Below are 12,886 nucleotides of genomic sequence, written 5' to 3'. Positions count from 1 at the left end.
AGGCGCTTCTCAGGAAACGCCTGGGAAGGCCGGTCGGGTCAGAACAGGCCGTCCTGCACGCCCGCCGCCTCCTTGAACGGACGCAGGGGGACGGTCAGCCCGTCCCCGGTGGCGGGCATCAGCCCCCACCCCGTCATCAGCCGGGTGTCGAGCACCACGACACCGTCCCCGGTGGCCAGGTGCAGATCGGGTCCGGCTGCCGCGACCAGCTCGCCGCCCACCGCACCCCCGGCGACGAGCTCGCTCACGCCCCCGACGGCGACGGGCACCCCCGCGAGCCCGAACACCCCGACATGGTCGACGACCCGCAGCGGCTTCCGTACGAGCGACTCCGGCCACGCCGGGAGCGCGACCGCCCGCTCGTGCAGCTCGGCGACCTCACCCGCCCGGTCGGCGGCCGCCTCCGGCAGCGCGGCCCGCACGGCCCGCTTCTCGGCGTACGGAATCCGGTCGGGCACCCGCAGGGCGGCCCGGAGCAGCTCCTCCGTACGCCGGGCGGCCATGAGCGGACCGACACCGAGCCAGCTGAAACAGACGGCCCCCTGTTCGAGCAGCCGCGCGGATCCCCGCTCCTGCGCGGTGATCCCGACCTTGACCATGCCGGGCCCGAACCACGCCAGATACACGTGGTACGGCCGGGGATCGTCGGCGATGGTGTCCGCCGCCACCGAGTGCGCCCGGTCCAACCGCGCACACTCCTCGCACCGCGCCCCCGTACTGCGCCCCGGCACGACCGCACTCACCGGGCACGCATGCCCCCGAGCCCCCACACACGTGCGCGCACCTCCCTCCGCGACCCTGAAGGCCACGCGTTTCCCCCGGGTCAGCGCACTGCGCCGACCGCCGTCCCAGAGCAGCTCGGGACCATCGGCCGACCAGCGCAGCCCCGAGCACTTCCATGCCTGTGCCATCCCTGCCGAGCGTAGGGGGCACCACTGACATTGATATCGGTAGGCAGGTTCCGGTGGTCGTGGCTCGGCCTCTGACTGACGTCCTGCTGGGCTGTCTTCCCTTTGGTCTGTCCGGCTGCCGGGACCTGTTCCTCATGGCTCCGGCCGGGCGGAACATGACCTGATGGGAGCTTGGTCCAGAAGCCCAGGCCCGCGCGGTACCGGGACCGTTCCGCTGACATCGGCAACCCACGACGGAGGCGACACCGGTGAGCCGGACGGCCACGCTCTCGGCCGCTCCCGAGGCTGGCTGACCACGAAGATCCAACTCGCAGCCGACGGCCGGTGTCGCCTGCTCGTGTTGGTTCTCACCGCCGGACAGGCCGGCGACGCGCCAGCCCGGACGTCATGGCCCGCCGGTGCATTCCCCGCCACCGTGGACGACCCCGCACCCAGCCGGACAAGGCACTGGCCGACAAGGCGTACTCCTCTCGCGAGACCCGGGACCACCCGCGCAGACGCGGTATCCGAGCGGTGATCCCGCAACGGTCCCACCGAAGGCGGCGCGGGCAGGGCGGTGGCAGACCGCCCGCCTTCGATCTGGAGGCGACCCGCCCCGGCGGACCCAGGGGCCGCTGCCTGCCGGTAGAGGCCGCGCCGTCACCCTTCCGCGGGATCGGGGAGTGCGTCGAGCATGATCTGAACATCTGGCTGCGTTGCCCAATTCGCCGACGGGACCGGCCCCGGATCCGTCACTCCCCGATCCGCCACCCGCACGCCTCCGCTGCGCCGTTCGCAAGCCCTCCCCGGCAGAATGCGCGCCCGACTGCGGTGCCCGGCCGGTGATCCGAAACGAGACTGCCTAGCAGCCACGTGTGACGCAGATGCACAGGGCTGGCACCAACCAGACTGAGGAAGAACGAGGTCAGCCGATATAGGGACGTTCTCGGTGCTCTAGAAAGTGGCAAATCCGGAGCCGCTGCGTGTGGTGCATCGGCAGCTGATCGATCTCCTCCGGCTGGACGAACCGCAGTTCCGTGGACTCGTCCGAGATCGTGAGCTGGCCCCCGACCACACGGGCGGTGAAGCAGATGTTGAACTGTCTACGCACCTCACCATCCGAGTAGGCGATGACGTGGCGAGGGTCGGTGTACGTACCCACGAGCCCGGTGATCTCTACGTCCAGACCCGTTTCTTCCTTTACCTCGCGGACGGCCGTTCCCGGGAGTGAGTCGGTCATCTCCATGCCGCCACCAGGCAGCGCCCAAAGATCGTTATCCCGTCGGCGCTGAAGGAGCACGCGTCCTTCGTCGTCGGTAACCACGGCGGACGCGGCGACCACCAAGCTGTTCGGCTCAGGTGCCGCCGGGTCGTCGTAGTACTCGGTCCGTGCCATGGTCACCTCTCACTTACCAGCGTCGCGGTCTTCCAGACCGCATCGAAGCTGCTGGCGTAGGTGTCGAACATGCCGCCCTTTCCGCTGCGCCGCAGGTGCCATACGGGAGCGCCGTAGGCGTTCACGCCCCAGACATGGGCATTGACCATCGCCTGGTCATCCGCACGATAGATCGAGTTGTAGAGCGTGGTGGCATGGGTCCGCACCTCGATGCCAGGTACCCCAGCAAGGGGGCGATAGTGCATGAGGGCGAGTCGACAACGGGACTCGATCCCGTGGCCGAACTTCTCCTCCTTGCCGCGCTGTTGGACATTCGCGCTGTCCGGGTCGCCAATCGCGATACGGACCGCACACCCGTCGGCAGCTCGCTCTCGCAGCAAGTCGTTGAGCCGGGGATACGCCTCGTGCAGGAAGACGGCCGCGTACACCAACACGTCAATGCGCTCGCGGGCTTGGGTCAGCATGTCCACAAGGGTGGACACGGGGATGTCCGCCCGCTGGTCGTAGAGAGCCACAAGTTCCGGACTGACAGCGCGGGCAGGGCGTGCCTGCCGGAGCGCGGGCCATAGAGCGTGCACGTCTTCTCCTAGTGTTTCCGCTGCCAGCATGGCCGTGGCACGGCGCGGCGTACGCCCCAGGTTGACCCATCTTTCAACGGACTTGGGATCGACTTCGACCTTGTCTGCAAGGGCGGCATACGTCCAGCCGCCGGCCGCCATGGCAGCACGTAACCTCTCGTTCGGCATCTCAATCTCTCCTAACACCCAGGGACGGCACTAGGGACGTTCTACCCGACGCGGGACGTCCCGAAGTGGGGTTTGTCGGAGGTTCCGACGTCCTAATGAGTGGCAGGATTCTCGTCCGCATGGCGAGCAACCAGCAGACCAGACCAGGTATCGGTGAACTGGCGAAGGACACCGCCAAGGGACGTATCGGCATCGTCATGGGTGAGCTCGGCGGCCGAGTGCAGATACGGCCCATCGGCGGCGGCCGGGAGTGGGATGCCATGCCGAACAAGGTGGTGCAGCCGAGTGCTCGGGAGGAATTGAGCGCCCGCCTGGCCATCAAGAACGGCAACAGCAGGAACGGCCTGTGATGCGCGCCATCGGCCGATACGCGGGAGTCCTCTTCATCATCATGATCAGCGGGTCGTGCGGCCTGGTGATCGGCATGGCTCTCGCTGTCGGCCAGTAGACCGGCCGCCCCGGACGGGTGCTCATTCCCCGGTTCCCCCACCCCCGTCCTGGGCGGCCTCCCAACTCCGTAAGTGCCACGCTCCACTATCCAGAAGGAGTACTCGCATGACGGCAACGGCGAACGATCAGAGGACCGGCCGCGCGGTGGCCGGCGAGGAGCTGTTCCAGAGCCTCGCCCACTTCGTGGTCGTCCACAACGGGCAGTCACCCGAGCGTGCCGAGCGGATCGCGGACCAGGCGGTCGCCTTCGTAGTCACCGCAGCCACCGCCATCGTCCCCATGGTCCCGTCGGACGACGTGGACCTGGGCCTTCACGCGCTCATCCTGCACACGAAGGAGTACGCCGAATTGTGCGAGCGGTACGCGGGCCGCTTCCTGCACCACAACCCGAAGCCCGGTGGTGGCGCCCGCGACCCGAAGCACGTCGCCGCTTCGGCAGGCGCCATGAAGACGGCGGGCTTCATGGTCTTCGACGACCTATGGACCGTGGATGGCACGAACCTTGCCCAGTGCGACTCCGACTGCGGCCGCCCGTACGGCCAGGCGTAGCAACACGACAGCAGCGGCGCGACCGGCCTCGACTCGTGGTCGGCCGCGTTCGCCCGGAAGGAGAACAGACGTTGTCCGGCTCACCCTCTGAACTGCCGATCGTGGTGCTCGACGCCCTCATGCCCACGTCTCAGCGCCTCGTCCTGAACCGCCGGGGCTCCATGGTCTGGGAGGTGCAGAGCCATCGAGGTCACTACGCCGTCAAGGTCGGCTATCCGATCGAGGCTACGGCCGACTGGCCCGCCCAGCCCTGGACCGCCCTCGCGCCCGCACGCGAGGGTGCCGTGCTGCATCGCCTCGGATTCGACGACTTCGCGTACGGAGAATGGGAGCACGGGACGTGGAACTTCCAGCCGTGGCATGAAGGGCCGGACCTGTACCGCCTGTGGGAGCCCTGCCGCAGCAACGGCTCGTCAGTCGCACCGCACGCCGGCGTGGCGCTGGGCTGTGTCGAGGCGTTGGCCGAACTGCACGCCAAGGGCTGGGCCCACGGAGACGTACAGCCCGCCCACTTCATCGTCGGGCCGGAGCGGACGCATCTCATCGATCTGGCTCTGGCCCGAGGTGGGCACGTCCCCGAGGGGTACGACTTCCCGTTCCGCGGCTGCCTCGTCCACTACGAAGCACCGGAGATTGCCCGCAACGTGCTCGCCACAGGGGAAGCCGAGCCCACGCCGGAAGCCGATGTCTACGCCCTCGGCGCCTCCCTGCTCATCTCGGCCACCGGCTGGCGTGCCGTCGAGTACCCGGACGACGCTCCACGCCCCGTCCAGAGAGAGGCCGTGGCCAACGGCAGACGCCGCCCCGTCAAGGCGCCCGGTGAGCTGGGCGAGTTGATCGAGGCGATGCTCAGCCATGCTCCCGAACACCGGCCGACCCTCTACGAGGTGGGTAAGGCCCTGAGTTGCCTCACGTCACGACCCATGAAGAGCGGACCCTCATCGACCCGCGCAACCTGAACCGCTCCGTCGAGGCTCTGTGCGTCGGTGTCGGCGTCCGTAGGGTCCGCTTTGCACAACCTGCACCACACCTGCGCCTCGCTGCTCCACGAACAGGACGCCGACGCCCGCATGATCATGGAAGTCCTCGGCCACAGCTCCATCCGCTTGACCATGGACATCTACACCGTCCTACGTCTCGGCTCTCAGCGCTTGGCGTTCGACCGTGTCGGGGATGCCCAGAAGCAGGCCGGAGATCTCACTCCGCTTCACGGGCCCGCGCCAGGGGTAACTGGTGCGGGCCCCTGCGCGCTACCGGCAGCCCCCGGGCGGACACGGGTTGTAGCAACCGCCAGGCGGGCATCCGCCCTTGTCACCCGGGGAGTAATCCTCCTCGCTGCTACCACTGTCCCCACTGCTACCGCCGTTCGCGGACGATCCGTCGCCAGCAGACGTTCCATCGTCAGGTTCGGCGTATTCCCGATCGCGGTAGTCCGGATCGTTTTCGGCGTTCTTGTACAGCCCCTTCGACGACGGACACGTCTCGTCCTTCTCTACGGCGTGCAGGACGACATCTGGTTCTTGCGCCAGTCTCGTCCCGGCCTTGACGCTCTGGAAGCACACTTTCCAGTTCGCATACTCACCAGCTCCGTTGTTCGTGTCGTAGGCCGCCTCGTCCTCGTAAGCGGCCTCGATGGCTACCGCGCCGACGGCATCACCCAGCTTCTCCACCGCGTCGGCGTACGTGGAGCCCTGCACATTCGGCATCTTGGGCCAAGGGATGCGTTGGCCGTCCTTCTTCGGGCACGGTGCCCCGTCTGGCACGGCAGCGAAGTCGACCTTGCTCAAGGTCGCCTTCTCGAAGCACACGGTCCAGTCCCCGCCCGGATTCTCGTCCCGGTCGCTGGCGTCGTGCACCGCAACGCTCAGCCCGGTCTGCCCTACTCGCTCCAAGGCACTGTCGACGCTCTGACCGACCTGGCTCCCAGCTGGGCTCGGAGTGGCCGTGATCGTGACCGGCGCGGCAGGCGTCGACGCCGCATCGTCACAGTTGTCGCCACAAGATCCGAGTAGCAGTAGAAGCAGCACCACAGCCAAGACGGCTATGCCACCGAACAGCCCCTTTTCACCCCTGTTCATTGCCAATGTGGTGATACCCCCCTGACTCCCATGGTGATCCGGGCGACCCGCCCGGGGCGCGGTGCTGTCACTCCGCGGACACCCCCACCAGCGGAGAGCGTGAGCACGTCACCACCAGCAGCGGATAGCAGGTGATGATCCGCGCGTATCGGGTTCTATCGGAGCGAGAGAGGAGACGGCAACAGATGGGACGAAAGGCAAGGGCCTGAACGTATGCCCCATCGCCGTGTGACCCGCGGTTGCCGTCGGAGACCGCCGTCAAGGCAAAAGCCAGAGGCCCTGTGGATCACTCCACAGGGCCTCTGGTCTGCTGTGCACTCGGCAGGATTCGAACCTGCAACCTTCTGATCCGTAGTCAGATGCTCTATCCGTTAAGCTACGAGTGCTTGTTCTGTTTTTTCGCCGCTCTCGGGCCTTCCGGCTCGCTCGCGGCGACAGGAAGAACATTACATGACTGCCGCCGCCATGTGAAATCCGTTAGCCGCACCCTTTGTGAGCTGCGGAAACGGCACTTCCGGCCGCACTTTCGGGGGCGACGACAGCGAAGCCCCGGTCGGCTGACCGGGGCTTCGTGATCGAGTGCGGAGGCGGAGGGATTTGAACCCTCGATGGGCTTTAAGGCCCAAACCGCATTAGCAGTGCGGCGCCATAGACCGGACTAGGCGACGCCTCCAGCATCACTCCCGCGCGAGCGCGAGCGGTGCGTGCCGATGATGACACAGTCGAGCGTGCTGTCACCAATCGACCCCCACGGTACTAGGCGGGAAGGGCGTGGGGCAAAGGCCTTGTCAGGCCCGTGCGGGCCTCCACCCGGGGGGCCGCGCGCAACATCCGGGGCCGTGCCGCGTTAGGCAGGGCATGTTGCGTGCCACTCCCCGGGCCACCGCCCGCCCCGCCCTGCGGCGCCTCTTCGTCACGGCCGCCGCCTCCGTCGCCGCCGCCGGGTCACTGACGGCGGTGTCCCCGGCCGCCTCTGCCCAGGCCGGCAAGGCCGACCTGTCGTTCCCGACCCGGCCGGGCGACGGCCCGGACCGCGATCACCTCACCGTCACCGTGCGCAACGCCGGCGGCGGAGCCGACGGAACGTTCGAGCTGTACTGCGACCCCGACGGCGGCAGCCACCCGGACCCGGGCGGCGCCTGTGCCGCCCTGGAGCGGGACACGCGGTGGGGACAGGACGTCTTCGCGCCCGCCCCGGAAGGCGGCTTCTGCACCATGCAGTACGGCGGACCCGCCACCGCGCACGTCACCGGCACCTGGGCCGGACGCCCCGTCGACGCCACCTACGACCGCCGCGACGGCTGCCAGATCTCCCGCTGGGACCGGCTCGTGCCGCTGCTGCCGGGAGTGGGGGGCGAGGCGGGCACTCAGGCCTGAGCCGTCCTCTCATGGAGGGACGGTGGGGGAGCGAGGCAGTGGGGGCGCCGGTCCGTCGACCGGCGCCCCCTACTCATATGCGCCACTCTCCGCCCTCATCACGCCGCTCCGCCGAAAGGTACAGAAAGTCCGTCGCCGTAAAGGTCCCGCGAAGGTCCCGCGACGTCGTCGCAGGAGGGCGGGCGTTTCCGCTTACTCGGTCGTCAGTTCGGTGTCACTTCCTCGTGCGACCTCGCTCTCATCCGGCGTCGCGAGCGCAACCGCAGCCCTTAGACTCCCTCGCGTGACACGCTGCGGGACGGTTGGCAAGATGGCCCGAGCGGTCGGCAAGGTGCGGTAACAGGGAGGAAGCGTCTCGTGAGCAGCAGGCCATCCCGAGGCGCTGCTCGCCTCGCAGCCATACTGGACGCGCTTCCCGACGCGTTGGTGCTGGTCAACGCCAACGGCACGGTCGTCAACGCCAACACCATCGCCCTGGAGGCCTTCGAGACTCCGGGGACCGCTCTGGTGGGCCGCGGGCTGCTGGATCTGCTGCCGCAGTTCGACTCCAAGCTCATCCCCGGCTCCATGCGACGCCCGGAGCACCTCGATCCGCATGCCCGCACCAAGCCCACCCGGATGATCGCGCGCCGGACCGACGGGACCGAGTTCCCCGTCGAGGTCACCAGTGCGAATCTGGAGAACGGCCAGCAGGCCTACGACGGTTACGGCTACACCAGCGACGAGTTGCTCATGCTCGTCGTGCGCGACCTCTCCGGGACGGTGGACACCGAGGCCGAGCTCGCCCGGTCCCAGCGGCAGACCGAGATGATCCTGCGGGCCGCTGCCGAGGGCGTCGTCGGCACCGACACCGACGGGCGGATCGTGCTGGTCAATCCGGCCGCCGCCCAGATACTGGGATTCCGGGCCAGCGACCTCGGCGGGCGCGAGCTGCACACCCTCGTGCTGCACTCGCGTGCCGACGGCTCGCCCTTCCCCTACGAGGACTCGCCGCTCGCCGACACCCTGCGCTCCGGGCGCAAGCACCGGGTGCGCGGGCAGGTGCTGTACGCCAAGAACGGCGGCAAGGTCCCGGTCGATCTGACGACCGCGCCCGTACGCGACGGGGACCAGCTCGTCGGCGCCGTGATGACCTTCACCGACCGGCGGCCGTACGACGCCGTCGTCGACGAGAAGGAGGCGGCGGAGAAGCGGCACGCCGAGGAACTGGAGCGGATCGCCGAGGAGCACGCCTCCGAGCTCACCGCGCTGCGCCAGCAGCACGTCACCGAGGTGGAGGAGCTGACCGAGCGGCACGCCGAGGAACTCGCGGCGAACGAGGAGCGGTACGCCGCGCTCGGGGAGCGGGAGAAGGACCGGTTCGAGGCGCTCGCCGCCCGGCACGAGCAGTTGCTGACCCTGCTCGGGCGGTCGCTGCGCGGCCCGCTGGAGGAGCTGCGCCGCGAGCTGGCCGCGCTGGCCGCCGACGACGCCGGGCAGCTGTGGCCCGAGGCGAACCAGGTGCTGCACCACCTGTCGGCCGGCTATGCGCGCATCACGACGCTGATCGACAACGTCCTCGGCTACCAGCGCCTCGACGCGGGAAGCGAGAACATCGCCCGCACGAAGGTGATGCTGGACGCCGTCGTCGCGGCCGGGGTCGACGGGGCCGTCGAGCTCGTCGGGCCCGGCCGGGTGCAGTTCGCCGTGCACGCGCCGCCCATCGAGGCCGAGGTCGATCCCCGGCTGCTCGCGACCGCCCTCGCGCATCTCGTCGCGGACGTGGCGGGCGTCGACGCGACCGGCAACACACCCGTGTCGGCGGGCGGTTATCTCGACAACACCGTCGTGGTGGCGGCGGCCCAGCGCGGCGAGGTCGTACGCATCGAGGTGCGCGGGCCGTACGCCGGTGGCGACACCGTGCACGAGCCCATCGTCCGCGGGATCGTCCGGGCCCACGGCGGGGTGCTGCAGACGCACGACGTGCCGGGCATGAGCGGGAGCGCGTACGTCCTCGAGGTGCCGATCGGAGGCGGGGCCGGAGCCGTCGCCGCCCAGCCCGTGGACGAGTCCGCCGCGCTCGCTCTCGTCGACCCCGCCGAGCAGGCCTCCGCCAAGCAGGCCTCCGGCGGGGGGCGGCGCCGGGCACGGCGGTCCAGCACTGACGCCTTCCTCGACGCGGACGTTCCGGGTGGTGAGGGCGAGGACACCGGAGCTCCCGGAGCCGACGGGACCGCACCCACCGGGCGGCGCAGGCGGCGGGCCGCCGGGGAACAGGCCGCCCTTCCGGCGCAGGCGTCCGGTGAGGGTGCCGCGTCCGGCGGGACCGGGCGGCGGCGGCGCGCGGCCGAGGACGCGGGTGCGGGTGCGGATGCCGTCGGCAGTGCCGTCCAGGGTGTCGCCGAGGGGGCCGTGATGACGGCCGCCGAGCACGCCGCGGGGGCCGCCGCCTCGAACACGGGCCTGGGCGGAACCGTGCCGCCGCAGGGTGTGCCCGCGCCGTCGGGACGGCGGGCCCGGCGGGAACCCGGTGAACAGGCCGCGCTGCCGCCGGCGCTGCCCGCGGCGTCCTCCGGGGGTGAGTCCGCCGGTTCGGCCGAGGCGGCCCCGGAAGAGGCACAGCAGCCGACCGGACGCCGGCGGCGGGCGCTGGCCGCCGCCAACGAGCGGGCGGCTGCCGCTGCCGCCGCACAGGAAGCGGCGGGGCCGCGCGCGGTGTTCGCGCTGCCCCCGGCCGAGGCCGATCAGACTCCGGCCCCGGCTTCGGCTCCGGCTCCTCAGGAGGGGCAGGCCGACCAGGGGCAGCAGGTCGCTGACGCTCCAGCTCCCGTGCGTGCGCCGGGAGCCGTGCCCGCCCAGGGGCAGGCGCCGGTCCAGGCGCCGGGCGCCGTGGCGGTTCCCGGTCCGGCTGCCGCCGGTGACGGGGTGGCCGAGGAGGGGCGGCACGACGCCGTTCCGCACGACCAGTCCGCCGATCACACTCCCCCGCAGCCGCATCCGACCAGCGCGCCGACCGGCCGCCGACGGCGGGCCGTCGCGAGGCCGCAGCCGGCCGGGGGCGCCGGGACGCAGATGCCGGGGCATCCCGACCAGGCGGGTCCGGTGCCCGCCGCTTCCGGGACCGCCGACCCGGCGCAGGGTGTTCCGGCGCAGCAGGACGCCACCGGCCAGGTCCCCTCGGGGCAGGCCGGGCCGGGGCAGGGCGCCCCCGCCCAGGTCGGCGTCGCCGCTTCCCCGGTCCCTCCGGGTACGGCCGTGCCACCGCAGGGCATGCCGGTTCCCGCGCAGGGCAACGCACCTCACGCCCCGGGCGACGCCGTTGCACCCCACGGCGACCTCCCGCACGGGAACGCCCCGCAAGGCACCCACCCGCAGGGCACCGCCGTCCCGCCACACGGCGTCGCCGTACCCCCGCAGGGCACCCAACCGCACGGGACCCCCCCGCAAGGCACCCACCCGCAGGGCACCGCCGTCCCACCGCAGGGCGTCGCCGTACCCCCGCAGGGCACCCAACCGCACAGGAACGCCCCGCAAGGCACCCACCCGCAGCACCCGCAGGGCACCGCCGTCCCACCGCAGGGCGTGTCCGTCCCGGCTCAGGGCGGGCTCGGGCACGGCGTGCAGGCGGCTCTCCCGGGGCAGGCGGTGCAGCCCCCGGCCTCGGCCCAACCTCTGCCGCAGCAGGGCGTCGCCGCACCGGGTCAGCAGTCCTCCGCCGGCCTGCCGCTCCCCGCTGAGGCCGCTGCCGGGCAGGTCGCACCGGCCCAGGGGGCGGGGGCGTCTCCCCTGAGCACGCCTCCCCAGGGCCCGCCGCAGAGCACGGCCGCTCCGGGAACGCCTTCCCACGGCACCAACGCCCACGGGACGCCTCCCCACGGCATGAACGCCCACGGGACGCCTCCCCACGGCATGAACGCCCACGGAACGCCGCCGCAGGCCGACGCCCCCCGGCCCTGGCCCGCCACCGACGCCACGGGCGCGGGTGCCGCACACCCCCCGCCGCCGAACGGCGCGCCGCGGACCCCGCAGCAGAACACCCCCGCCCCGGGCACCGCGCTGCCGCCGGAGGGCGCGCCGCGGGCGGCTCAGCCGCTGCCCGCCGAGGCCGCCGCGCCCGTCGACCCGAACTCCACGCAGGGGCGGGCGATCAGTGTGCGGACGCTGGGGCAGGGCGTGCCGTTCAACCGGCCGACGGCCCACGCGCAGCAGCCGTCGGCCATGCCGGTCCCGCAGCCCGTGCCGCAGCAGTCGGCGACGCCTCCCCCGCACCAGCCGGGTGGATCGGGCCGGCGCCGCAAGCTCGGGACGCCGCCCGACCCGGCGACGCGTACGGACCCGGCGGGCCGCCCGGAGCAGGGGCAGGCGCGTCCGACAGCCCAGGCGCCCCGTCCGGAACAGGCCGCCCGGCCGCACCGGACCGGCGAGCACACCCCGCCGCCTCTGTCCGCCCCCGCCCCGGCGCAGCCGTCGCTCGCCGGGCAGTCGCGGCTCGCCCAGCTGACCGAGGGCGGTGGACGGTCGTACGCCATAGGCGCACCCGACGAGAACGCCGCCGAGGGGCCCGAACCGCTGGACGGGCCCGGTGGGGCCGTCGAGGTGGCCGATCCGCCGCGGCCGCAGCCGATGGACGACGAGCTGCCGCCCGAGCCGCTGGACAACCCGCGGCGGCTGCTGGTGTGGCCGGCGCCGGACGTCAGCACGCAGCAGGCGCTGAGCGACCGCGGCTACCGGCCGGTGATCGTGCACTCGCGCGAGGAGGTCGACGCGCAGATCGCGGCCTTCCCCGCCGCGCTGTTCGTCGACCCGCTGACCGGGCCGATCACGCGTACGGCGCTGCAGTCGCTGCGGCAGGCCGCCGTGGCCGCCGAGGTGCCCGTCCTCGTCACGGCCGGGCTCGGGCAGGCCTCGCGGGACGCGGCGTACGGTGCCGATCCGGCCGTGCTGCTGAAGGCGCTGGCGCCGCGCGACAGTGAGCAGCATCCGCCGCGGGTGCTGCTGATCGAGGAGCACGCGGAGATCGCGCTGGCGCTGACGGCGACGCTGGAGCGGCGCGGGATGCAGGTCGCGCGGGCGGCGAGCGACGCGGACGCGGTGATGCTGGCGGGGCAGTTCCGGCCGAACCTGGTCGTGATGGATTTGCTGCAGGTGCAGCGGCGGCAGGAGGGCTTCGCCGGGATCATCGACTGGCTGCGGGCGAACGGGCAGCTCAACCGCACCCCGCTGGTCGTCTACACCGCCGCCGTCGACCCGGCCGACCTGCCGCGGCTGGCCTCCGGGGAAACGGTGCTGTTCCTCGCGGAGCGGTCCACCAGCTCCGAGGTGCAGTCCAGGATCGTCGAACTGCTCAGCCGGATCGGCACCAACTAGCCGGTACGGGCGGGGCGGGTCCCAGTGTCCCGCGCCGGAAGTTCCTAGGTAGTT

Annotated in this window: 9 protein-coding genes, 2 tRNA genes and 1 pseudogene; 6 read left to right on the top strand and 6 right to left on the bottom strand. The window is 71.5% G+C overall.

The features are described from left to right. Positions 1-38: 38 nt before the first annotated feature. Positions 39-911 (bottom strand): DUF2797 domain-containing protein, encoded by an 873-nt coding sequence (locus QNO09_RS23965; protein WP_283972305.1) that lies wholly within the window; start codon positions 909-911, stop codon positions 39-41. Between the two features lie 268 nt (positions 912-1,179). On the opposite strand from QNO09_RS23965, the pseudogene QNO09_RS23960 reads away from it, so the two are divergent. Continuing rightward, positions 1,180-1,496: pseudogene (locus QNO09_RS23960) on the top strand (transposase); the annotation flags it as partial. Positions 1,497-1,815: 319 nt separating this feature from the next. Here the strand turns inward: QNO09_RS23960 and QNO09_RS23955 are convergent. Next, entirely contained in the window at positions 1,816-2,286 is a 471-nt protein-coding gene (locus QNO09_RS23955; RefSeq protein WP_283972304.1) for an NUDIX domain-containing protein, read from the bottom strand. 2 nt (positions 2,287-2,288) lie between these two features. Further along, complete coding sequence (locus tag QNO09_RS23950; protein ID WP_283972303.1) at positions 2,289-3,032, bottom strand: DUF5919 domain-containing protein; 744 nt, start codon at positions 3,030-3,032, stop codon at positions 2,289-2,291. A 95-nt stretch (positions 3,033-3,127) separates the two neighbouring features. On the opposite strand from QNO09_RS23950, the gene QNO09_RS23945 reads away from it, so the two are divergent. The 3 genes from QNO09_RS23945 (at position 3,128) to QNO09_RS23935 (ending at position 4,990) form a co-directional block, all read left to right on the top strand. Continuing rightward, positions 3,128-3,382 (top strand): hypothetical protein, encoded by a 255-nt coding sequence (locus QNO09_RS23945; protein ID WP_283972302.1) that lies wholly within the window; start codon positions 3,128-3,130, stop codon positions 3,380-3,382. A gap of 205 nt (positions 3,383-3,587) precedes the next feature. Next, positions 3,588-4,031, top strand: coding sequence for a glycine-rich domain-containing protein (locus tag QNO09_RS23940; protein ID WP_283972301.1), 444 nt, complete (start codon positions 3,588-3,590; stop codon positions 4,029-4,031). Between the two features lie 71 nt (positions 4,032-4,102). Then, positions 4,103-4,990 (top strand): protein kinase family protein, encoded by an 888-nt coding sequence (locus QNO09_RS23935; RefSeq protein ID WP_283972300.1) that lies wholly within the window; start codon positions 4,103-4,105, stop codon positions 4,988-4,990. A gap of 291 nt (positions 4,991-5,281) precedes the next feature. Here the strand turns inward: QNO09_RS23935 and QNO09_RS23930 are convergent, their stop codons facing one another. The 3 genes from QNO09_RS23930 to QNO09_RS23920 all read right to left on the bottom strand — a co-directional run bounded on the left by QNO09_RS23930 (position 5,282) and on the right by QNO09_RS23920 (position 6,782). After that, on the bottom strand, positions 5,282-6,109 hold the full coding sequence (locus tag QNO09_RS23930) for a PASTA domain-containing protein (protein ID WP_283972299.1): 828 nt from the start codon (positions 6,107-6,109) through the stop codon (positions 5,282-5,284). Between the two features lie 313 nt (positions 6,110-6,422). Continuing rightward, positions 6,423-6,495: transfer RNA gene (locus tag QNO09_RS23925), tRNA-Arg, on the bottom strand. A gap of 196 nt (positions 6,496-6,691) precedes the next feature. Continuing rightward, positions 6,692-6,782, bottom strand: a tRNA-Ser gene (locus QNO09_RS23920). A 185-nt stretch (positions 6,783-6,967) separates the two neighbouring features. Here QNO09_RS23920 and QNO09_RS23915 point away from each other — a divergent pair. Both QNO09_RS23915 and QNO09_RS23910 read left to right on the top strand, forming a co-directional pair. Next, positions 6,968-7,486 (top strand): SSI family serine proteinase inhibitor, encoded by a 519-nt coding sequence (locus QNO09_RS23915; protein ID WP_451524923.1) that lies wholly within the window; start codon positions 6,968-6,970, stop codon positions 7,484-7,486. 357 nt (positions 7,487-7,843) lie between these two features. After that, positions 7,844-12,832, top strand: coding sequence for a PAS domain-containing protein (locus tag QNO09_RS23910; RefSeq protein ID WP_283972297.1), 4,989 nt, complete (start codon positions 7,844-7,846; stop codon positions 12,830-12,832). The last annotated feature ends 54 nt before the right edge of the window (positions 12,833-12,886 follow it).

This window comes from Streptomyces sp. 378 (assembly GCF_030124145.1).
Lineage (GTDB): Bacteria > Actinomycetota > Actinomycetes > Streptomycetales > Streptomycetaceae > Streptomyces.
This window is presented reverse-complemented; position numbering and strand designations above follow the sequence as displayed.